This is a genomic window from Rhizobium sp. L51/94 (assembly GCF_019355555.1).
In the GTDB taxonomy this organism is placed as follows: Bacteria; Pseudomonadota; Alphaproteobacteria; order Rhizobiales; family Rhizobiaceae; genus Rhizobium; species Rhizobium rhododendri.
This window is the reverse complement of record NZ_CP072141.1, coordinates 2,134,782-2,156,740: the sequence shown is the minus strand read 5'-3', so window position 1 is coordinate 2,156,740 and position 21,959 is coordinate 2,134,782. Positions and strand designations below refer to the sequence as shown.

At 60.5% G+C, this 21,959-nt stretch carries 23 protein-coding genes; 16 read left to right on the top strand and 7 right to left on the bottom strand.

Going from position 1 to position 21,959, the window contains the following annotated elements; all coding sequences use genetic code 11:
- Together glyA and J5274_RS10550 are read right to left on the bottom strand one after the other, a co-directional pair.
- A complete protein-coding gene (gene glyA / locus J5274_RS10555) occupies positions 1-1,299 on the bottom strand; it encodes a serine hydroxymethyltransferase (RefSeq protein WP_142829582.1) in 1,299 nt (432 codons plus the stop codon).
- Positions 1,300-1,461: 162 nt separating this feature from the next.
- Positions 1,462-2,766 (bottom strand): murein L,D-transpeptidase, encoded by a 1,305-nt coding sequence (locus J5274_RS10550; RefSeq protein WP_142829584.1) that lies wholly within the window; start codon positions 2,764-2,766, stop codon positions 1,462-1,464.
- 554 nt (positions 2,767-3,320) lie between these two features.
- Here J5274_RS10550 and J5274_RS10545 point away from each other — a divergent pair.
- The 6 genes from J5274_RS10545 (at position 3,321) to pqqE (ending at position 7,797) form a co-directional block, all read left to right on the top strand.
- Positions 3,321-4,238, top strand: a complete 918-nt coding sequence (locus tag J5274_RS10545) for a DUF1003 domain-containing protein (RefSeq protein WP_142829585.1) — start codon at positions 3,321-3,323, stop codon at positions 4,236-4,238.
- Between the two features lie 338 nt (positions 4,239-4,576).
- Positions 4,577-4,672 (top strand): pyrroloquinoline quinone precursor peptide PqqA, encoded by a 96-nt coding sequence (pqqA, locus tag J5274_RS10540; protein ID WP_111220508.1) that lies wholly within the window; start codon positions 4,577-4,579, stop codon positions 4,670-4,672.
- A gap of 33 nt (positions 4,673-4,705) precedes the next feature.
- Positions 4,706-5,611: a pyrroloquinoline quinone biosynthesis protein PqqB gene (gene pqqB / locus J5274_RS10535; protein WP_142829908.1), complete on the top strand. Its 906-nt coding sequence runs from the start codon at positions 4,706-4,708 to the stop codon at positions 5,609-5,611.
- A complete protein-coding gene (pqqC, locus tag J5274_RS10530) occupies positions 5,574-6,377 on the top strand; it encodes a pyrroloquinoline-quinone synthase PqqC (RefSeq protein WP_142829587.1) in 804 nt (267 codons plus the stop codon). The genes pqqB and pqqC overlap by 38 nt, the downstream gene beginning before the upstream one ends.
- A complete protein-coding gene (pqqD, locus tag J5274_RS10525) occupies positions 6,374-6,673 on the top strand; it encodes a pyrroloquinoline quinone biosynthesis peptide chaperone PqqD (protein ID WP_142829589.1) in 300 nt (99 codons plus the stop codon). The genes pqqC and pqqD overlap by 4 nt, the downstream gene beginning before the upstream one ends.
- Positions 6,670-7,797, top strand: coding sequence for a pyrroloquinoline quinone biosynthesis protein PqqE (gene pqqE / locus J5274_RS10520; protein ID WP_161990954.1), 1,128 nt, complete (start codon positions 6,670-6,672; stop codon positions 7,795-7,797). The genes pqqD and pqqE overlap by 4 nt, the downstream gene beginning before the upstream one ends.
- A 214-nt stretch (positions 7,798-8,011) precedes the next feature.
- Here pqqE and J5274_RS10515 read toward each other — a convergent pair whose 3' ends face one another.
- Positions 8,012-9,076 (bottom strand): SDR family oxidoreductase, encoded by a 1,065-nt coding sequence (locus J5274_RS10515; protein ID WP_219274585.1) that lies wholly within the window; start codon positions 9,074-9,076, stop codon positions 8,012-8,014.
- 94 nt (positions 9,077-9,170) lie between these two features.
- Here J5274_RS10515 and J5274_RS10510 point away from each other — a divergent pair, with 94 nt between their 5' ends.
- The 3 genes from J5274_RS10510 to J5274_RS10500 all read left to right on the top strand — a co-directional run bounded on the left by J5274_RS10510 (position 9,171) and on the right by J5274_RS10500 (position 10,826).
- Entirely contained in the window at positions 9,171-9,548 is a 378-nt protein-coding gene (locus J5274_RS10510) for a helix-turn-helix domain-containing protein (RefSeq protein WP_142829593.1), read from the top strand.
- A 157-nt stretch (positions 9,549-9,705) separates the two neighbouring features.
- Positions 9,706-9,948 (top strand): hypothetical protein, encoded by a 243-nt coding sequence (locus tag J5274_RS10505; protein WP_111220501.1) that lies wholly within the window; start codon positions 9,706-9,708, stop codon positions 9,946-9,948.
- A 323-nt stretch (positions 9,949-10,271) separates the two neighbouring features.
- Positions 10,272-10,826, top strand: coding sequence for an AAA family ATPase (locus J5274_RS10500; RefSeq protein ID WP_307877634.1), 555 nt, complete (start codon positions 10,272-10,274; stop codon positions 10,824-10,826).
- 149 nt (positions 10,827-10,975) lie between these two features.
- On the opposite strand, the gene ldtR is transcribed toward J5274_RS10500, so the two are convergent.
- Positions 10,976-11,491 (bottom strand): transcriptional regulator LdtR, encoded by a 516-nt coding sequence (gene ldtR / locus J5274_RS10495; RefSeq protein ID WP_142829595.1) that lies wholly within the window; start codon positions 11,489-11,491, stop codon positions 10,976-10,978.
- Between the two features lie 130 nt (positions 11,492-11,621).
- Positions 11,622-12,059 carry a DUF6163 family protein gene (locus J5274_RS10490; protein WP_142829597.1) on the bottom strand — a complete coding sequence of 146 codons (438 nt, stop codon included), beginning with the start codon at positions 12,057-12,059 and terminating at the stop codon, positions 11,622-11,624.
- A gap of 132 nt (positions 12,060-12,191) precedes the next feature.
- On the opposite strand from J5274_RS10490, the gene hemB reads away from it, so the two are divergent.
- From hemB to J5274_RS10460, 6 genes are all read left to right on the top strand, one after another.
- On the top strand, positions 12,192-13,205 hold the full coding sequence (gene hemB, locus J5274_RS10485; RefSeq protein ID WP_142829599.1) for a porphobilinogen synthase: 1,014 nt from the start codon (positions 12,192-12,194) through the stop codon (positions 13,203-13,205).
- 168 nt (positions 13,206-13,373) lie between these two features.
- Positions 13,374-13,832, top strand: coding sequence for an RDD family protein (locus J5274_RS10480; RefSeq protein WP_111220496.1), 459 nt, complete (start codon positions 13,374-13,376; stop codon positions 13,830-13,832).
- 158 nt (positions 13,833-13,990) lie between these two features.
- The gene (locus J5274_RS10475) at positions 13,991-14,764 is read left to right on the top strand and encodes an arginyltransferase (RefSeq protein ID WP_142829601.1); all 774 of its coding nucleotides are present in this window, start codon (positions 13,991-13,993) and stop codon (positions 14,762-14,764) included.
- Positions 14,765-15,652: a DMT family transporter gene (locus J5274_RS10470; protein ID WP_142829603.1), complete on the top strand. Its 888-nt coding sequence runs from the start codon at positions 14,765-14,767 to the stop codon at positions 15,650-15,652.
- A 65-nt stretch (positions 15,653-15,717) separates the two neighbouring features.
- A complete protein-coding gene (locus J5274_RS10465) occupies positions 15,718-15,939 on the top strand; it encodes an AbrB/MazE/SpoVT family DNA-binding domain-containing protein (RefSeq protein ID WP_142829605.1) in 222 nt (73 codons plus the stop codon).
- Entirely contained in the window at positions 15,936-16,328 is a 393-nt protein-coding gene (locus J5274_RS10460; RefSeq protein ID WP_142829607.1) for a type II toxin-antitoxin system death-on-curing family toxin, read from the top strand. The genes J5274_RS10465 and J5274_RS10460 overlap by 4 nt, the downstream gene beginning before the upstream one ends.
- 18 nt (positions 16,329-16,346) lie before the next feature.
- Here J5274_RS10460 and parC read toward each other — a convergent pair whose 3' ends face one another.
- Complete coding sequence (gene parC, locus J5274_RS10455; RefSeq protein WP_142829609.1) at positions 16,347-18,626, bottom strand: DNA topoisomerase IV subunit A; 2,280 nt, start codon at positions 18,624-18,626, stop codon at positions 16,347-16,349.
- Positions 18,627-18,855: 229 nt separating this feature from the next.
- Between parC and J5274_RS10450 the strand changes: the two genes are divergently transcribed.
- On the top strand, positions 18,856-20,046 hold the full coding sequence (locus J5274_RS10450) for a DUF945 domain-containing protein (RefSeq protein ID WP_142829611.1): 1,191 nt from the start codon (positions 18,856-18,858) through the stop codon (positions 20,044-20,046).
- 117 nt (positions 20,047-20,163) lie between these two features.
- Here J5274_RS10450 and aspS read toward each other — a convergent pair whose 3' ends face one another.
- The gene (aspS, locus tag J5274_RS10445) at positions 20,164-21,954 is read right to left on the bottom strand and encodes an aspartate--tRNA ligase (protein WP_142829613.1); all 1,791 of its coding nucleotides are present in this window, start codon (positions 21,952-21,954) and stop codon (positions 20,164-20,166) included.
- Positions 21,955-21,959: the final 5 nt, after the last annotated feature.

The window sequence follows — 21,959 nt, the reverse complement described above, 5'->3', positions numbered from 1 at the left end:
TCAGCCGATGTAGTCGTACATCGGGAAGCGATTGGTCAGGGCCAGGACCTTCTCACGGACGGCAGCTTCGACTACGGCATTGCCTTCGTCGGAGTTGGCGACCTTCAGGCCGTCAAGCACCTCTATGATGACATTGCCGATTTCCTTAAATTCGGCCTCCTTGAAACCGCGCGTCGTGCCGGCTGGCGTGCCGAGGCGGACGCCCGAGGTGACGAAGGGCTTTTCCGGATCGAAGGGGATGCCGTTCTTGTTGCAGGTGATGTAGGCGCGGCCAAGGGCTGCCTCGGCGCGCTTGCCTGTGGCGTTCTTCTTGCGCAGGTCGACCAGCAGCAGGTGGTTGTCGGTGCCGCCGGAGACGACGTCGACACCGCCGGCCATCAGCGTTTCGGCCAGGGTCTTGGCGTTCTTGACCACCTGGGCGGCGTATTCCTTGAATTCAGGCTTCAGCGCTTCGCCGAATGCGACGGCCTTGGCGGCGATGACGTGCATCAGCGGTCCGCCCTGCAGGCCCGGGAAGACGGCCGAGTTGAACTTTTTTGCCAGACCCTCATCATTGGTAAGGATCATGCCACCACGCGGGCCGCGGAGCGACTTGTGGGTCGTGGTCGTCGCCACGTGGCAATGAGGGAACGGCGACGGATGCTGGCCACCGGCAACGAGGCCGGCGATGTGAGCCATGTCGACCATCAGGTAGGCACCGACAGAGTCTGCGATCTCACGGAAACGCTTCCAGTTCCAGGTGCGGGAATAGGCCGTGCCACCGGCGATGATCAGCTTCGGCTTGGTTTCCTCGGCCTTGCGGGCAACTTCTTCCATGTCGAGCAGGTTGTCGCCTTCGCGCACGCCGTAGGAAACGACGTTGAACCACTTGCCTGACATGTTGACCGGCGAGCCGTGCGTCAGGTGACCACCGGAATTGAGGTCAAGGCCCATGAATGTGTCGCCCGGCTGCAGCAGCGCCAGAAAGACAGCCTGGTTCATTTGGCTGCCGGAGTTTGGCTGGACGTTGGCGAACTCGACGCCGAACAGCTGCTTGGCGCGCGAGATGGCCAGCTCCTCGGCGATGTCGACGAACTGGCAGCCGCCGTAGTAGCGCTTGCCCGGATATCCCTCGGCATATTTGTTGGTCATGATCGAGCCCTGCGCTTCCAGCACGGCGCGCGAGACGATGTTTTCGGAGGCGATCAGTTCGATCTCGTGTCGCTGACGACCCAGTTCCTTGGTGATCGCGCCGAAGATTTCAGGATCGGCCTCGGACAGCGGGCGATTGAAGAAGGGCTCGGTGGAAGGATGGGTCATCGTCAAATCTCCGGATCTGGAATGCATGACGTCTTAGCGTCGCGGCCTTGCGAGGGCAAGACGATCCGCGACATTTGCTAGGCAAACCGCGGTGTCCTGCCCGCAGAAACACGAAAGCCGCGCAACGGGGCGCGGCTTTCGTCGAATATTGCATCGTTGAGCTTACTGAACCGGCTTTTCCATGCCCTGCGTCGTATCCAGGGCCAGCTGGGAGTTGCCGTCCAGCTGATAGATGTCGTCGCGGAACTGCACCACGCCATTGCCCGCACCCCAGGCGGAAATATAGGCGAAATAAACCGGAATTTCCTCGGGTAGCTTGATAGGCGTGTTGATACGGCTGGCGATCACACTTTCAATATGCTGGCGCGGCCATCCCGGCGTCTCGGCAAGCAGCCAGACGACGAGATCGCGGACGTTCTGAACGCGCACACAGCCCGAACTGTCGAAGCGCATCAGCTTGTTGAACAGGCCCTGCTCCGGCGTGTCGTGCATATATTCGTTGTTCGGGTTGTAGAAGTTGATCTTGGCAGAGGCCATGGCGTTGTTCTTGCCCGGATCCTGACGGAACATCAGGTTCGGCGCCTTGTCGGCATTCCAGTCCACCGATTCCGGCGCGACTTCCGTGCCCTTGGGGTCGAACAGGCGGATGTTGTTCTTCGCCAGGTATGTCGGATCCTTGCGCATGATCGGCATGATGTCTTTTTCGACGATCGAGCGCGGCGAGGTCCAATAAGGATTGAGGATCACCTCGAAGATCTTCGAGTTAATGATGTGGGTCGGGCGCGCCATACGGCCGACGATCGCCATGTGACGGAGCGCCACCTGGCCGTCCTGCACGGCTTCGACATAGGTCGCCGGAATATTGACCATCACGTGGCGGCGACCGAGGTCTGCCGGGAAGGTCTGGAGGCGGATCAGGTTGGTATTCAGCTGCTGTAGGCGGACGTTTGCCGTCACGTTCAGTGCCTTGACGGTGTATTCGCCAAGACGGCCATCTGGCGGCAGGCCGTGACGGGCCTGGAACCGCTTTACTGCGCCGTCGACATAGGAGTCGAACGCAGGCGACATGCCAGCCTCGCGCGGCAGGTCGCCGGTGATGGCAAGGCGCTGCCGCAGCGTTTCGACGATGGGGTCGGAAACGCCGAGTTGCAGCTTGTTATCGCCGACGTCGATCTGCGGCCATCCGCCGTTTGCTGCAATCGCCTGATACTGGGCAATCGCCTGCTGGATGTTGGAAACCGAGTCCGGGCTCAGGATCGGGGTGTTCGATACCATCGCGGCGGCCGTGCGGGAGGCGGACTTGGCGTCGAACTGGTCATCCCAGGAGCCGCGCCGCGGCGCATTGATGATATCGTCCATTGCCGACTGAGCGAATACCGGGCCTGCCATAGCGACGGCGCCGACGGTTGCTGCCGACCGCAGAAAGGCGCGGCGTGAGAAGTCTACAATTCCGTTTTTCTTCGACATAACCCTACCATTCCACGCCGGCGACGATGATCGTCTGCGGCCAAAAGCGAAATTCTGGAAACACTCGCACTGCATAACGCGGCACGCAGCGATCTGTTGCGTCCACACCGGTCCGAACCTCATTTTTGACCATCACAATTTTGAGAGGTCAAAGCCTTGGCAAACAAGGCATTCGGGCCGGAGGCGCACGTCTGCCATCCCATTTCGCTGTCATACCAATATGGCCGATTCGTGTCGTCAGGCACGGAACTTGCTTGCATGGTCCGACGGCGAAAAATGATCATTCAGTGTTGCTGAAACAAGACGGTCCGCATGCTCATAGTGCATCCGGCATAGGCGTCAATCAGCGACGCGCGGCCCTCATGGTTGCATTCGAAACAAGGTCGCCGGCGTGGCAGAAAATCCACAGCAGGCAATGGTTGGCATCGCCTCTTGTCGTCGCCTGGAAATCGTGCTCATCACTCGTACCAAGAGCTGACGCACGAGGGACTTCGGTCACAATCCTGTTCAGAAGCCTGTCTAGACGAACAAACAATCGAAAGAAGGGATTCGCCATGGCTGAAGAGAATGCGATCGAAACGGAAGAAGGCATGGTGGATTTCGACGCCGGTCAGGGTGAAGCCGCGACCGTCGAGATGGACGACTACACGCGGAGCCTCGCGCAAGCCAAGGCCAAGTCCGTCAAGCTGATCGACGCGATTACCGGCGCGGCCCTGAAGAAGAAGGACGCCGTGCATTTCGACGACCTGCGGCCGTCGCTCGCCGATTTCGTCCGCCAGAAGCATCCGGGCATTCGATCGGACGACTATCTCAGTCGCAAGGCGATGGACGAGTACCGCGGCCAGTATATCGCCGAACTGCTGAAGGACGAGCGCGGCGAACTGTCGACGCTGGAAGACGAAGTCGTCGAGAGCCTGAAGACGCACGACACGCTGGCCGAGAATATCGAAGAAGACTACGAGGACCACCGGTCGATCGGCGATCGCATGTCCGACGTCGTCGCCTCCTTCGGCGGCAGCTGGACCTTTATCATCTCCTTCTGCGCGTTTCTCGCCATCTGGATGCTCATCAATGTCGTCATGGGCGCCACCCAGGCCTTTGACGCCTATCCATTCATTCTGCTCAACCTCATTCTCTCGACAATCGCAGCCCTGCAGGCTCCGGTCATCATGATGAGCCAGCGTCGGCAGGAGGCAAAAGACCGCTTGCGGGCGCTCAACGACTACAAGGTCAACCTCAAGGCCGAGCTCGAAATCCGCCACCTGCATGAAAAAGTCGACCACCTGCTCAATCGCCAGTGGGAGCGGCTGACCGAGATCCAGCAAATCCAGATCGAGATGATGCTGGAACAAGCAAAGGCAGCCGGCCGGGTGCTGAAAGTCAGCAAGGCCAGCAAGGCAAAGACCGTGCGCAAGAAGGTCGCGCCGAAGAAGGCGCCGCCTGCCCCGTTGCCGGACGGTGCGCTGGAATAGAACGGTTGATACTCGAGGAGCCAGCGCACTGCCGGCAAAGTCGGAGGCGTCGCGGTGACATTATTAGCCTCCCTATCGATTTGAATTTACTTTTTGATCGCTTGCCGTCAGAGTTGTCACCGGCAGTCGTCTTTTGGTTCTGGTTCAGAACCCGACAGGCGCGTTGGCGTCACGCTGTATCAGCCGGACACTTGCAATCCTGTCACGGGTAAGTGAACCAAGATGGTGAAAGACCTGCCTTTTTCGACACGGTCGCTCGGAACGGAAACGGGCCGGGCGAAGTTTAAGGTTGGGAGCAGATTGCCCTGCCCTCACATTCACGAACAGGAGATTCCATCATGAAATGGCATGCACCAAAATTCATCGAAGTTAGCTGCGGCATGGAAATCAACCGTTACGCTCCGGCCGACGGCAGCGAACCCGTCCTGTTCTAGGACTGAAGCAACCGGAGCACGGGTTTGACAGATATGCGCTTTCTCGTGCTCGGGACCGCAGCCGGCGGCGGATTGCCGCAATGGAATTGCGGCTGCGACAACTGCAGGCTGGCCCGGGTCAAGGGATCCGGACTGAGCCCGCAGACCCAGTCTTCCGTTGCCGTCAGCGTCGACGGTGAAAACTGGGCCATACTCAATGCCTCGCCGGATATCCGCCAGCAGATAGCGGACAACAGCGCCCTGCACCCCCGCGAACTCCGGCACTCCCCCATCCGTAGCGTTGTCGTCACCAATGGCGATATCGACCACATCGCAGGGCTGCTTGTCCTGCGGGAAAAGCAGGCATTCGGGCTCTTCATGACGGAAGCCCTGGCCGACATCCTGTCTGGCAATCCGGTTTTTTCGGCACTCGACCCCGCATTTGTCCAGCGGCAAACGATCGCTCTCGGCACCCCCTTGCAGCTTCTCCCGGGATTGACGGCAGAGTTGTTCCCCGTGCCGGGCAAGCTGCCGCTATTCCTGGAGGACGACAATCCGGAGATCGGCCTCGAAGGCGAACAGACCGTCGGCATCGAACTTAAGTCAGGAAACCAGCGCGCCTATTACATCCCCGGCTGCGCTGCGCTCACGGAAAAGCTAATGTCCCGTATCGATGGCGCCGATCTGCTGCTTTTCGACGGCACGCTGTTTACCGACGACGAGATGCTCCTCAGCGGTACAGGGCAGAAGACCGGCCGGCGCATGGGTCATATGCCGATTGATGGCGCTGGCGGCAGCCTGGAGGCGCTTTCGAGCGCGACCATCGGGCGAAAAATTTACGTCCATATCAACAATACCAATCCGATTTGGCGACAAGGCCCTGCCCGCGACAAAGTCTATAATGCGGGTTTCGAGGTCGGCCATGACGGCATGGAGATCAATCTTGCAACAAACACCTGACCGACACAGTTTCGAAGATCGCCTGAGGGCCATCGGCGCGGAACGATACCATGACAAGCACCCTTTCCACGTCATGCTGCACGGCGGCGAATGTAGCCTGACACAGGTGCGCGCCTGGGTGATCAACCGGTTCTACTATCAGAGCCGCATCCCCATGAAGGATGCCGCTTTCATGTCTCGCTCGGACAACCCCGATCTGCGCCGCGCCTGGCGCCGGCGGATCGAGGATCATGATGGCGGCATCGAGGAAGGCGGTGGTATCCGCCGTTGGCTGAAGCTTGCCGAAGCCGTCGGTCTCGATCCGGATTATGTTGCATCGACGAGGGGTGTGCTGGCCGGAACCCGCTTCGCCGTCGACGCCTATCTGCATTTCGTGCGCGAGAAGCCGATGCTGGAAGCCGTCGCCTCGTCGCTGACAGAAATGTTTGCACCGAAAATCCACGCCGACCGCATTGCCGGATTGCTGAAGCACTATGCCTTTGCCGACGATCGGGCACTCGCCTATTTTCGCCAGCGTCTCAACGAAGCACCAGAGGAGGTAGCCTTCGGGCTCGGCTATGTACTCGACCATGCCGATACGCTGGAAAAGCAGGATGCGGCCGCAGCGGCACTGACCTTCAAGACCGATGTGCTCTGGTCTCAACTCGACGCGCTTTATTCCGCCTATGTAACGCCCGGCCGCATTCCGCCCGGGGGATGGGATGGCCGCGAGGCGGTCATTGCTTTTTCGCCGGATGATGATTTCCCGAAGGGACAGCGCCTGTGAGCGACCAACAGACAGTCACCATCACCGCCGAAACCGTCATCAAGCTGCCGCGCGGCGTGCGGCTGCACGACGACCCGGTGCGCAAGCAGATGGTGCTGCTGGCGCCCGAGCGGGCGCTGGCGCTCGACGAGATCGCTGTCGCCATCGTCCGCGCACTCGATGGCGTGAAGAGCCTCGATCAGATCGCTGACGGCTTTGCCCGCGATTTCGGTGCTCCGAAGGACCAGGTTCTGGCCGACATCATCGCCTTTGCGCAAGAGTTCGCCAATCGCCGGATGCTGGAGGTCGTCCAATGACCGTCGTCTTCTCAGCGGAAAAATCGATGGCGGAGGCGCGCCGCGTTGCAGCTCCACCGCCTATGGCGCTGCTTGCCGAGCTTACGCACCGCTGTCCGCTCGCCTGCCCCTATTGCTCCAATCCGCTGGAGCTGGTGCGGGCTAATGCGGAGCTCAGCACCGAACAGTGGATCGAGATCTTTCGCCAGGCGGCAGCCATGGGTGTCCTGCACCTGCATCTGTCCGGCGGCGAGCCGGCGTCGCGGCGCGATCTGGTCGAACTGACGCGCGCGGCAGCCGGCTTCGGGCTCTACACCAACCTCATCACATCGGGCGTCGGCCTCACCGAAGCCCGCATCGCCGAACTGGCCGACGCCGGTCTCGACCACCTGCAACTATCGATCCAGGGCATCACGCCTGAAAAGGCCGATCAGGTCGGCGGCTACCGGGGTGGCTATGCGCGCAAGATGGCGGTTGCTGAATGGACGCGCGCAGCCGGCATTCCGCTGACGGTCAACGCCGTCTGCCACAAGCAGAATATGGAAGAGATTGGCGGCATGCTCGATCTCGCCATCGCGCTCGGCGCCCGGCGCATCGAGATAGCCACAGTACAGTTCCACGGCTGGGCGGAGCGCAACCGGCAGGCCCTGATGCCGACGCTGGAGCAGGTGGAAGCGACCAACGCCTTCGTCGATGCATCGCGCAAGCGGCTCGAAGGCACGCTGGTTATCGACTATGTGCCGGCCGACCATCATGCGCGTTTCCCCAAAGCCTGCATGGGCGGCTGGGCGCGCATCGGCCTCAACGTCACGCCTTCAGGAAAGGTGCTGCCCTGCCACGCCGCCGAGACTATCCCCGGCCTCGCCTTCGACAACGCCACGGAGCGGCCGCTTTCCGAAATCTGGTACGACAGCGCCGCCTTCAACGCCTATCGCGGCGACGACTGGATGCAGGAACCCTGCCGCTCATGCGACCGAAAGCACATCGATTTCGGCGGCTGTCGCTGCCAGGCCATGGCGCTCGCCGGCGACCCCGCCGCCACAGACCCCGTCTGCGCATTCTCTCCATTGCGCGGCGAACTGACGGCGCGGGCCAAAGCCGACTCGCTCGCGATCCCGCCGCCGTTTGTTTATCGCGGTCGGTAATGGTGGGCGGTGTGATGATGGTGGACGAGCCTCCAGAGTTCGTCATCCTCGGGCTTGACCCGAGGACCCGTAAAACACTCTGAGGTCGTGGGTCCTCGGGTCGAGCCCGAGGATGACGAGCGACGGGGCCAAGGATTACGAGCTACCTTGCCAGGGACGATATAGGGCACGGCCGGGGGCGGAACCATGCCTATCCCCGGCTTGACCCCTTAACTCAGGGGATAATGCGGGCTTCCCGGAGGCGGGTGAAGAGGTCCGTGAAGCTGTCGTCGGTAGCCTGGTAGTCGAGGAAACCGAGTTTGCGGCTCTTGCTCATGTCGGTCATGACCTCGATGGGGCGGCCGAGATCGGCGTCCGTGTGCCAGGCGGAGGCGAGCTTGTTGATGTCATGTTCCGCAAGACCGTTCTTGGCGGCGATGTCCGCCCAGATCGGTCCAGCATCGGCGAGCTGTGATTCGAGCGTCGTCATTTCGGATGGCAGCGGCTGTGGCTCGATGTCGAACCATGCAGCGATGCGCTGCCACATCCAGCTCCAGCGGAAGACATCGCCGTTGACGACGTTGAAATCCTTGTTCCGAGCTGCATCCGTGGTCGAGGCCCATTCCAGATGGCGGGCGAGCAGGCGGGCGTCTGTCATATCCGACAAGCCGTTCCACTGCATCGGCGAGCCCGGGAAGATGAAGGGACGGCCGGTCGCCTTGCAGATCGAGGCGTAGACGGCAAGCGTCACGCCCATGTTCATGGCGTTGCCGAGTGCGTAGCCGATGATGGTGTGCGGGCGGTCGACGCTCCAGCTAAAGCCATCGGTCTTGGCGGCGGCGAAAACCTCGTCTTCCTGTGCATAGTAGAAATTATCGACTTCGAGGCGACCCTGCTCCTCGCGGAACGGTGTGGCCGGCAGCACGCCCTTGCCGTAGGCCTCGAAAGGCCCGAGGTAGTGCTTGAGGCCGGTGACCAGCGCCACGTGCTCGACCGACTTGTGTGGGCGGAGCGCATCGAGCAGGTTCTTTACCATCGCGCCGTTGACGCGGATATTTTCGAGCTCAGTCGCCTGACGCGACCATGTGCTGAAGAAGACATGGCTAGGCTTCAGGTCGCGCACGGCGGAGGCGAGACTTTCGGGATCGAGCAGGTTGGCGGCAACCGGGCGCAGGCCGGCGATGTCGCTTGCCGGATTGCGGGCAAGGCCTGCTACCTCGAAACCCTTGTCGATGAGATGACGGGCGAGGTTATTGCCGACAATGCCGGTGGCGCCAATGATGAGGGCTGATTTCGTCATGTTTCCAAACTCCTTTTGCTGAAGAGGAAATAGGCAATTTGCGCAGGCTCTGCTAGAAGGCACCGTTAAGTGCCATAGCCACCGGGAGGTGCCCATGAAAGACGATATACCGACCCACGAGGAAGACTGCGCGCCCCGCCGGGTGCTGGAGCTCTTCAGCGTCAAGTGGACGAGCATGGTGCTGCACGCACTGCATACGCTGCACGGCGGAACCTGCCGCACCGGCGTTCTGCAGCGCAGCCTGCCTGGCATCAGCAAGAAGATGCTGACGCAGACGCTCCGAGAGATGGAAAATGACGGGCTGGTTACCCGGCAGGTGTTCGACGTTGTCCCGCCGCGCGTCGAATACAGCCTGACGCCCCTCGGCATTGAGTTCGTCGAGCCGATCGAGATGCTCTATAACTGGGGAAAAGCCCATTCCGGCGCCCTCGACCAATTGGCATCCAGACCGAAATCGCGCCGCCGCGGCTAGCTGCAGATTGGGGCGAGCAGCGTCGGAGCCGGCCGAAAAAAGCACAAAAAATCGGCCGGACAGCTAGATAATGCAAGAATTCTGCCACCCGTGCAGAACGAAGGTATCGCTTGGCCTCGCTTACTGGTAGCACCACCGGAACCGCATCGGAGCTATCATGACCCTCGACGAAAAATACCTGATCATCGTAAATGCCTTTCAGAACAGCCGTTTCGGCGCCTCGCCGACCTCCACCCGCGGCGCTGTCCTCAATCATTCCAAGAAGCACGGCCTCGAAGGCGAAGATTACGCTGAAGCCCTGACGGCTGCCATTGCCGCCGGCCTCGTCGCACCGATGGCGGATTCGGCGTTGACCATCCGCAATGCCGGTCGCGCCCTGATGACCAAAACTGCAAGATAACATTTTGCGAAAAGATGGTCGCGCCGGGTGAACACCTGCGGGCGCGACCGCACATCCCTGCACCGTCGCGCCCTTCAGGCACCAACTGGAGGTCTCTGCCGGGTCATCTGGGATAACGGCCCGTCAAAATTTGCAGATGGCACGTGATCAGTCCGACGCCGAGATAGCATTGTTTTCGTTACGTTTCTGTGACGATCTGGCGGCGAAAGGTAAAACGCTGCATTTGGAATTCGCGAACAATCGAGAGGCGATATAAATCTGTCGCAGTGGCAGCGGTAAATATCGCCAATGCTACCAGGAGACCTGTGGCCGACTGGTGTCGTATGCGAACGACGGAGAATTGTCGGATGTTTTTTATCTTTGGCGGATTGCCCGGCAGCGGGAAAAGCACCATCGCCCAAGCCTTGGCAAGCCGGACCAAGGCGGTTTACCTGCGCATAGACTCCATTGAGCAGGCAATTCGTTCTGCCGAGATTTTACCGCAAGGCAAGGATGTGGGTCCGGCCGGCTATTTGACGAGCTACCGCCTCGCTGCAGACAATCTCGCCCTCGGCCAATTCGTGATTGCCGACTCTGTCAATCCTGTCGAAATAACCCGTGCAGCCTTCAGGGACATCGCAGCAGAGGTAAAAGTGAGCTTCATCGAGGTCGAGGTCGTATGTTCCGACCCGGAGATGCATCGGCATCGTGTGGAAAGCCGACCGTCAGCTGTCGAAGGATTGAAGCTGCCGACCTGGGAAGATGTTGCGCAACGTCAGTACGAGCCATGGGATAGTCCGCACCTCAGCCTCGACACCGCCCACCTCTCCGTCGACGAAAGCATTGCGGCAATCTTAGCAGCCATGCCTGACGCTGCACGGAAAAGTTTTTCGCTCTGAGGGGAAGACCCTCCGGGCTCAGCCCGCCGGGATCTCGTCTTCCCCGCACAAATGCCAGCAGGCGCAACCATGCGTCACCGCATGATTGCGCCCTCAGGCACCAACTGGAGGTCTCGGTCGGGCCATCTGGGATAACGGCCCGGCAGATTTTACAGGCGGTACATGATCGAGTCGTTCCAGAAGCGGTCGAGGCGCTGCAGGAGCTTGTTCATCTGAGTGAATTCGTCGGTGCCGATGCCGCCGACCTTGTCGATGGAGCCGATGTGGCGCTCGTAGAGTTTGGCGACAGTCTCGGCGATGTCCTGACCGCTGTCGGTCAGGCTGATGCGAACAGAGCGACGGTCGATACGCGAGCGCTGGTGATTGATGAAGCCGAGATCGACGAGCTTCTTAACGTTATAGGAAACGTTCGAGCCCAGATAATAGCCGCGTGAGCGAAGTTCGCCGGCGGTCAGTTCCGAGTTGCCGATGTTGAAAAGCAGAAGTGCCTGGATGGCGTTGACGTCGCTGCGACCCTGGCGGTCGAACTCGTCCTTGATGACATCAAGGAGACGGCGGTGGAGACGCTCGACCAGGTGCAGCGATTCCATGTAGAGATCGCGGATGGCTTCGACCTTGACGTCCTGGACGGGAGACACGGCCTGCGGCTTGATTTTCGTGTTCATGATGACTGCCTCACTGTTTTGTTTGGCGGTGTTGGTTTTCTTCCCGCCTTGAGACAGACACTATCGAATACACATAAAATTCTACTTAAACTGCAGGCTTAACAGCACCTTACCAAAGGCCCGATGTGTCTCAGGGTAAATCAACGGTTACACTTTTGCGGCGCTGCCGCTTCTCCACGTAGAGCATGACGCGAAAAATGCAGTAGAGAATGACCACTGCGGCGTGCAGGATCATCACCAGCGGATTGCTGCCGAACACCTCCGGCCACACCCCGTACATCAGCGCCTGGCCGCCTGCGGCGCAGAGCCAGATGACCGGTCCCCAGGACACCGTCAGCCACAGGCCGAGAGCTGCAACGGGAAAAACGACGGCAAGGCCTGCGCCGGCGACCTTCCAGGGCAGACTCAGCAAATCGAAGCGGCCCTGGCCAGCCAGAGAATAGCCCACCAGCATCGACCAGTATTGCAGCCCGAACCATAGGCAGGACACGGCGATCAGGCGCAGGAAGACGATGAACAGGATGTCCAGGACGCTGCGTTTCGGAATGGCGGAAGAATCATGTTTCATGAGCAAATCATAGGCAGGCAATCGGCACCTCGCCAGCGGCTTGATGGCTGCGGCCTTTCGTCTGGTTTTATTTTGCATCGCCACCATGCTAATGAGCGGCCTATACAAGGACAGAGATAAAGGACGACCGACATGTCGGACAAGACCCACCTGGTGGACGAGATCACCGGCCATCGGCGCATGCGCCGCAATCGCAAGGCCGACTGGACCCGTCGCATGGTGCAGGAAAACCGGGTGACAGTCGACGATCTCATCTGGCCGATCTTTCTCATTCCCGGTACCGGCATCGTCGATCCGATCACGGCCATGCCCGGGGTCAACCGCATGACGATAGACAAGGCGGTCGAGGCCGCCAGGATGGCCGCCGATCTCGGCATTCCGGCGATTGCCACTTTTCCAGACGTCGAGATGGCACTGCGCGACCAGACGGGCTCACAGAGCCTTGAGGCGAACAACCTGATCAATCTCGCAACCAGAGCCATCAAGAGGGAGGTTCCCAACATCGGTATTATCACCGACGTGGCGCTCGACCCTTTCACCAGCCACGGCCATGACGGCATCCTGCGCGATGGCGAGATCGTCAATGACGAGACGGTGGACCAGATCGTCCGGGCGGCCATCGTCCAGGCCGATGCCGGCGCCGACATCATTGCTCCGTCGGACATGATGGACGGCCGCATCGGCGCAATCCGCCGCGCGCTGGACGCCCACGGCCACCAGATGGTCGGCATCATGTCCTATGCGACGAAGTTCTCCTCCGCTTTCTATGGCCCCTACCGCGAGGCGATCAACACCGGCGGCCTGCTGAAGGGCGACAAGAAGAGCTATTACATCGACCCGGCCAACGGCACCGAGGCCTTGCGCGAGGCGACCATGGACGTCGAGGAAGGCGCCGACATGCTGATGGTGAAGCCCGGCCTGCCCTACCTCGATATCTGTTGGCGGCTGAAGGAGGCGTTCGGCCTGCCCACCTATGCCTACCAGGTCTCAGGCGAATACTCGCAGATCAAGGCGGCAGCGATGAACGGCTGGATCGACGGCGACCGCGCCATGATGGAAACCCTGCTCTCCTTCAAGCGCGCCGGATGCGACGGGATCCTGACCTATTTCGCCATCGACGTCGCCAAGGCGCTTGCCAAGAGGTGAGCGCAGTCTGGCTTTCGGGAGGGGCCGCTGATTGCTGTGGCGTCGCGATGACGCTAGAGGGGCATGCCCCTCACCCTCGCCCTTATTGCGGGGGCGGTTTTCTTGGCGCTCTTGCGATTTCCCGGCGGCCATACCATATCTCTGACGACGTAACCGCGGAGCACGATGATGTCGTTGAACCCTAGCCCAATTCCCGCCGTACAGGACGACTGGCGCACCTATAGCGGCGTTCTCAGCCGCCGCGTGTTCGCGTTCATCCTCGATTACTTCATCGTTGCCCTGCTGTGCATTCCGGCCGGGATCCTGCTGTTCATCGTGTCAGTGGCCACGCTTGGGCTCGGATTCTTCCTGTATCCGGCGTTGTTCGTCATCGTTGCAGGCTTGTACTTCGGCATGACTGTCGGCGGGCCAGCGCAAGCGTCGCTCGGGATGCGCTCGGTCGGCATCGGCATGCGCCGCATCGACGGGCAGCGCATCGATTTCATGACGGCGATCGTCCATCTTGTGCTGTTCTGGATCCTCAACTCGGTACTGACGCCGCTGGTGCTGCTCGTCGGCTTGTTCACCGATCGCAGCAGGCTCCTGCACGACCTGCTGATCGGCACGGTGACCGTACGCTCGATTTGAGGCGGATCGGGCCTATATCATTGCAGAATTGAAGTTTGTTTCGCAGAAGCGACAAAACGTCAGCCCGGGAGCAATTCCCGGTGTTGACGTTTCGCATTCTTTCGCCATGCTTGAACGGGCACACTTTTGACGACTGACGAGAGGTCGATTTTCGGCTGATGAACACGCAGACAACGCCATCTCCGCAGTTCTATCTGACCGCTCCGGCTGCCTGCCCTTACCTGCCGCACGAAATGGAGCGGAAGGTGTTCACGCATCTGGTCGGCGCGCGCGCCACGGAGATGAACGACATCCTCACCCAGGGCGGCTTCAGGCGCTCGCAGAACATCGCCTATCGCCCGGCCTGCGAGGCGTGCCGTGCCTGTGTATCCGTGCGTATCCTAGCCCAGGAGTTCCAGGCGACACGATCCATGAACCGCGTCGTGGCGACAAACGAAGACATCATCGCGACGGAATTTCCTGCCCAGCCGTCGAGCGAGCAATATTCGCTGTTTCGCCGCTATCTCGACGACCGGCACCAGCAGGGTGGCATGTCCGACATGACGGTTCTCGACTACGCCATCATGGTCGAGGATACCCATGTCAATACACGCATCATCGAGTATCGCCGCCGCGAGGAAGGTTCTGGCCTGCAGGAGCGTCCGACCGGCGAACTCATGGCCGCAGCTCTCACCGACGTCATGAGCGACGGCCTGTCGATGGTCTACTCCTATTACAATCCAGCGCTCGACAAGCGCTCGCTCGGCACCTTCATGATCCTCGACCATATCCGCCGCGCCAAGCTGCTCGGCCTGCCGCATGTCTACCTCGGATACTGGGTCAACGGCTCTCGCAAGATGGACTACAAGACGCGCTACCAGCCGCAGGAGCATCTGACGCCGCGCGGATGGGAACGGTTCGACCCGGCCTCCCTCGACCCCAGCGCTGTCTGAATGGGATTTTCAGCCTTATCCGACCATGGCAAGGGCCTCCTGCTGACGACCATCGGCGGCCTCGCGCTATCGATGGACATCCCGCTCATTCGTCTTTCCAGCGGTGAAGCCTGGTCGATCCTCGGCCTGCGCAATATCGTTACCCTTTCTGTCGGCATTATCCTGCTGCTGGTCCTCAGGGCGGGCGGACGGCCATGGCGCCTGCTGCTGCCGGGCGCAACCGGCCTCTGGGTTGGCCTGTTCTATGGTATCGGCACTGTCACCTTCATCCTCGCGGTCTATTACACCAGCGCCGCGAATGTCGTATTCATCCTCGCCTTCAATCCGATGTTCGCGGCCCTTCTTGCATGGTTCGTGATTGGCGAGCGACCGTCGAACGTCACCATAGCCACGATGCTGGCCATGCTGGTGGGCGTAGGGCTGATCGTTGGCGATGGCATCGGCGGCGGACATTGGCTCGGCGACCTGTTATCGGCCATTTCGGCGCTGACCACCGCCTGCGCCATCACCATTGGCCGGGGCTCGAAGCGAGGAATGGGCTTCATGCCGCTGCTGGCGACGGTCATCCCGGCGGCCATCGGGCTATCCTATGCCCTGCCCGCAGGGCTGGTTGTCGATCACCCGTTCTGGATCCTTCTCGACGGCGGCCTGATGATGCCGCTCGCCTTCTGGTGCCTTGCCACAGGCCCCCGCTACCTGTCCGGTCCTGAGGTGGCGATGTTCTACCTCCTCGAAACCATCCTTGCACCTGTATGGATCTGGATGATCTTTGAGGAGACACCGCGCCCGATGACATTGATCGGCGGCTCCATCATGATGGTCGCGCTGGCGAGCCACTCGCTCTGGCAGGCCCGAACGAAGGGTCGTCAAGCAGCGCTGGCTGGATGAAGACGCGGCGTTGCGGCCGACTTTAGTTCGTGTTATAACGTAGTTACAACATCGGAGCCAGAGCTATGAACGTCATCATTCGCAAGATCGGCAATTCTGAAGGTGTGATTCTGCCGAAGGAGGCGCTGCAGAGCCTCGGCCTGAAGAGCGGCGACAGCCTCGAATTACGGGAAGTCGAAAACGGCTTCCAGTTGGTCCACCAGAAGCCCGATCTAGCTGAGCAACTGCGTGCGGCCCGCATCGGCATGCAGAAATATCGTATTGCTCTTCGTGAGCTGGCAAAGTGAGCGAGCTCAAATGGTTGAGCCGCGAAGCCATTGAAATCATGCATCATGAGCAACTTGCCGAGCATGGCGGGCTTGCTGGTTTAAAAGACGAGAATGCGCTGGAGGCAGCGCTTGCCCGTCCGCTTCACAAGGCGGCTTATGGCGAAGACGATATTTTCGCTCTGGCGGCCGCCTACCTTTATGGCCTGACAAGAAACCACCCGTTCTCTGACGGCAACAAGCGGACGGGCTTTCTCGCAGCCTTCACATTTCTTTACATCAACGGTCACTTGATCGAAGCTGAAGAGGTGATGGTAATCGAATTCGTCCTCGGCGTCGCCGCCGGCGAGATCGACGAGGACGGCGCGACGCGCTTTTTGCGTGATATGAGCGTGCCCCTGCCAAAGTGACCCCGGCAGGTGGCCTCGCTAGCCCGAGAATTTACCGCTACGGGGGAAGCCCTTCGGTACGGCTCTGCCTGCAGCGCCGCGGTCGCCGAGCCATTCGATCAGGTCGTCCTTCGATCTCATGAAGCTGCGGCCGGCACTGTCTGCCCAGGTCAGCCCATCGGCAAGGCTGAAGCAACGGACATCGGAAATGCCGCCATCCTTGTAGCGCTGCAGGCGTACGCCCTTGCCGCGCGACATTTCGGGGATCTGCGCCAGCGGGAAGACCACCATCTTGCGGTTTTCGCCGACGACTGCAAGATGATCGCCCTTGACCGGCACCAGCAGCTTGGCCTCTGCCGGCATCGATACATTCATGATCTGCTTGCCCTTGCGGGTGTTGGCAGCCATCTCCGCTTCCGGAACGATAAAGCCGTTGCCCTCGGTCGAGACGATCAACAGCTTGCGATGTGGATCATGAATGAAGGCGGTCAGTACGTCCTGGTCGTTTTCCATCTCGACGATGAGACGCAGCGGTTCGCCGTGGCCGCGACCGCCGGGCAGCTTGTCGGCGCCGAGCGTGTAGGCCTTGCCGCCGGTCGTGACGATCAGCAGCTTGTCGGTGGTCTGGGCCGGGAACGCCAGGCGCAGCGCATCGCCTTCCTTGAAGGTCAGCGTTGACGTGTCGGAGATATGACCCTTCAGCGCCCGGATCCAGCCCTTTTCCGAGATAACGACAGTGACGGGCTCTTTCTCGATCATCGCCTGCTGGATGGCTTCAAGATCTGTTTCAGGTGCATCGGCGAAAACCGTACGACGAGCGCCGAGCTTTGTGGCCTTGGCGTATTTCTTGCGGACCTCGCCGATCTCCCAGGCAATAGTCGCCCAGAGCTTTTCGTCGGAGGCAAGCAGCGCCTCGATCTCAGCCTTCTCCTTAGACAGGGCGTCGAATTCGGTGCGGATCTCGAATTCCTCGAGCTTGCGCAAGTTGCGCAGCCGCATGTTGAGGATGGCTTCGGCCTGGATGTCGGTAACGCCGAAGCGCGCGATCAAGGCTGGCTTCGGTTCGTCCTCCTCGCGGATGATCCGGATCACCTCGTCGAGGTTGAGATAGGCAATCAGCAGGCCGCCGAGGATCTCGAGCCGGCGATCAATCGCTGCGAGCCGGAACTTCGAGCGACGGATCAGCACGTCCTTGCGGTGGGCGAGCCATTCCAGCAGCACTTCGTTCAGCGCCATGACCCGTGGAATGCGTCCCATGGAGAGGACGTTCATGTTGAGTGGAATACGATTTTCAAGCTCGGACAGCTTGAAGATCGATTCCATCAGGATCGTCGGGTCGACCGTGCGGCTCTTCGGCACCAGGATGAGCCGGACATCCTCGGCGGACTCATCGCGCACGTCTTCCAGCAGCGGCAGGCGGCGGGCGTTGAGCAGCTCGGCCAGCTTTTCGATCAGACGCGACTTCTGCACCTGGAACGGGATTTCGGTGACGACGATCTGGTAGCCGCCACGACCGAGATCCTCGACCGCCCATTTGGCGCGAACGCGAAAACCGCCGCGCCCCGTCTTGTAGGCCTCGACGATGCTTTCGCGGCTGTCGATGATGATACCGCCGGTCGGAAGGTCGGGACCCTCTATGCCACCCTTCTCGCGATTGTTCGGATCGGCCATCAGATCTTCGACCGTGGCATCCGGATGCTTGATCAGGTGCAATGCTGCGTCGCAGAGCTCGTGGGCGTTATGCGGCGGAATGGATGTCGCCATGCCGACGGCGATGCCGGACGTGCCGTTGGCGAGCAGGTTCGGGAACGCGCCGGGCATGACGACCGGCTCGCTGTCTTCCTCGTTGTAGGTCGGACGGAAGTCGACCGCGTCCTGGTCGATGCCTTCGAGCAGCAGCGTAGCAACATCGGTCATGCGGGCTTCGGTGTATCGATAGGCGGCGGCACTATCGCCGTCGATGTTGCCGAAATTGCCCTGGCCATCGACGATGGGATAGCGCTGCGAGAAATCCTGGGCCAGACGGACGAGAGCGTCGTAGACAGACTGGTCGCCGTGCGGGTGGAACTTACCGATGACGTCACCGACGATGCGGGCGCTTTTCTTGAACGACGAGTTGGCGCGGATGCCCATTTCGCTCATCGCGTGGATGATGCGGCGATGGACGGGCTTCAGGCCGTCGCGTACGTCAGGCAGCGCCCGGTGCATGATCGTCGACAGCGCATAGGCAAGGTAACGCTCCTCGAGCGCCGCCTTCAGATCAATCGGCAGAATACTGTCATCGCCCCCGCCAGAAGGCGGCAAAATCTCTTGTCCCATAGGCTTTGCCTAGCGGAGAAGCTGATGTCCGGCAAGGAATACAGTGGTATCAGCCTGTGGATTAAGCCGCACAGCGCCCTAGATTGACCGCAATGCAACAGTGAAGAGACTTGGAGCGCATTTCCCTATTGCAATTCACCAGAATTTTAGACACGGGCGATACAAACCCGGCTTCATACGTCTACACTGCATATCTATTTGTCACTTGGCCAATGAGGAAAAGCCCGACATGACTTTTTACCGGACAACCCGGCTGATGCTGTCCAGCGCCGCCATTCTTTCGCTCGCAAGCTCGGCCTTCGCGCTCGATGGCAACGATCTGCTGAAGAAGATGAATGCTGCCTACGCTATCCAGGGCGTCAGTCTTGCAGCTGACAGCGTCGAGGTCGACGACACGACGGTGACGCTCAAGGGCGCTTCGTTCAAGCCGCTGTCCGGCGGCCAGGGCGTTCCCCTCGGCAAGGTGACGATGAGCGATGTCACGGAAGAAAGTGACGGCGGCTACGCTATCGACAAAGTGACGTTTCCGGATATTTCGGTGACCAACGAGGGCGTGACCTACACTGCAAGCGACATGTTCCTGGGTGGAGTAACAGTACCGGCCGACGCCAATGCTGAAGGCATCGACGGAATGCTGCTCTATTCCAAAGCCCATACGGGTCCGCTGGCGGTCACCAAGGAAGGCAAGGAAGTCTTGTCGGTTAAGGACATGGATTTCGCGCTGACGCCGACCCATGACGATTCCGGTTTTGAATTTACGGGCAACGTCAACGCCATCAAGGCGGACCTGTCCGATGTCAAGGATCCGGCATCGCAGGACACCATCAACAAGCTTGCCCTGCAGCACGTTTCCGGCGCCCTGACGATGAAGGGCAGCTGGGATATCAAGCCCGGCACCGTCACTGTCGAAGACCTCGGCCTCGACCTCGACAATATCGGCCGCCTCGACCTGTCGCTGGCGATCTCCGGCTACACGATGGAATTCATGAAATCGCTGCAGGAGGCCGCAAAGGCTGCGCAGGCAAACCCTGACAAGCAGGCAGCCCAGCAGGCCACCGGCCTTGCCATGATGGGGCTGATGCAGCAGCTGACACTCGACAGCGCCGAGATCCACTTCAAGGACGCCTCCATCACCAAGCGCCTGCTGGATTATGCCGGCTCGACGCAGAACGTCTCTGGCGCCCAGATGGCCAACACGTTGAAGGGGCTAGCGCCAATCATGCTGGCGCAGTTGAACATCCCGGAACTGCAGAACTCGGTCTCTGCCGCGATCAACAGCTACCTCGACAATCCGCAGAGCTTCACGCTGAATGCTTCGCCGGAAAAGCCGGTCCCCTTCCCGATGATCGTCGGCGCCGCCATGGGCGCGCCGAACACCATCCCGAAAGTCATCGGCCTGAAAGTAAGCGCGAACGACTGATCGTCAGTGTCGATTGCCTGAATGCAACCCGGCGATTGTATCGCCGGGTTTTTTGTTGCAAAAAACCCGGCAGCTTTCGCCACCGGGTTCCAATTTACAACGGCCTGAAGACCGAGATCAGTCCTTCTTGATCGGCGGAATAACGCGCAGAGACAGCTCCATGAGCTGCTTCGGTGCTGCCGGCGAAGGCGCGTTCATCAGCAGGTCCTGGGCCTGCTGGTTCATCGGGAACAGCGTGATCTCGCGCAGGTTCTTCGCACCCAGCAGTAGCATCACGACGCGGTCGATACCGAAGGCGCAACCGCCGTGCGGAGGGGCGCCGTACTGGAATGCACGGTACATGCCACCAAAACGTTCCTCGACATCGGTCTGGCTGAGGCCGACCAGTTCGAAGGCCTTGACCATGGCTTCCGGCGACTGGTTACGGATCGAGCCCGAGGCAATCTCGAAGCCGTTGCAGACGGCGTCGTACTGATACGCCTTCAGCGAAAGCGGTTCCTGCGTGTTCAGCGCCTCGAGGCCACCCTGTGGCATCGAGAACGGGTTGTGCGCGAAGTCGATCTTCTTGTCTTCCTCGCTCCATTCGTAGAACGGGAAGTCGATGATCCAGCAAAGCTCGAAGCGATCACGGTCGACGAGGTTCAGGTCTTCGCCAGCCTTGGTGCGCGCCTCGCCTGCAAACTTGTAGAACTTGGCAGGCTCGCCGGCGACAAAGAAGCTGGCGTCGCCGGCTTCCAGGCCGAGTTGCACGCGCAACGCTTCTGTACGCTCCTCGCCGATGTTCTTCGCCAGCGGACCGGAGCCGACGATCTTGCCGTCCTCTTCCTTCCAGAAGATGTAACCCAATCCTGGCTGGCCGAGGCTCTGGGCCCAGGCGTTCATGCGGTCGCAGAACGCTCTGGAACCGCCGGTCTTGGCCGGGATCGCCCAGACTTCGACCTTCGGGTTCGACGCGATCATGCCGGCGAACACCTTGAAGCCGGAGCCTGCAAAGTGCTCGGTGACGGCCTGCATCTCGATCGGGTTGCGAAGGTCGGGCTTGTCGGAACCGTATTTGCGGATCGACACGTCATAGGGAATGCGCGGCCAGTCCTTGGTAACCGGCTTGCCTTCGGCGAACTGCTCGAAGACGGATGTCATGATCGGCGCCATCGTGTCCCAGACATCTTCCTGGGTGACAAAGCTCATTTCCATGTCGAGCTGGTAGAATTCGCCCGGCAGGCGGTCGGCGCGCGGGTCTTCGTCGCGGAAGCAGGGCGCGATCTGGAAGTAGCGGTCGAAGCCTGCCACCATCAACAACTGCTTGTACTGCTGCGGCGCCTGCGGCAGCGCGAAGAACGTGCCGGGATGGATGCGCGACGGCACCAGGAAGTCGCGCGCGCCTTCCGGCGACGAGGCCGTCAGGATCGGCGTGGTGTATTCGCCGAAGCCGGCCGACGTCATGCGGTTGCGGATGTCGGAAATGATCTGGCTGCGCTTGACGATGTTCTTGTGCAGCGTCTCGCGGCGAAGGTCGAGGAAGCGATACTTCAGACGCACGTCTTCCGGATAATCGGGCTCGCCGAACACTGGCAGCGGCAGTTCCTTGGCGACCGAGAGTATCTCGATCTCCTGTGCGTAGAGTTCGATCTCGCCTGTCGGCATCGTCTTGTTGACGGTGTCCTCGGTGCGTGCCTTGACGAGGCCATCGACGCGGATGACCCATTCGCCGCGGACCAGTTCAGCCTGTTTGAAGGCAGGTGAGTCCGGATCGACAACGATCTGCGTCATTCCATAGTGGTCGCGAAGGTCGATGAACAGCAGGCCGCCGTGGTCGCGGACGCGGTGGACCCAGCCGGAGATGCGCACGGTCGACCCGACGTCGGACTTGCTGAGAGCGGCGCATGTATGGCTGCGATAGCGATGCATTTTAT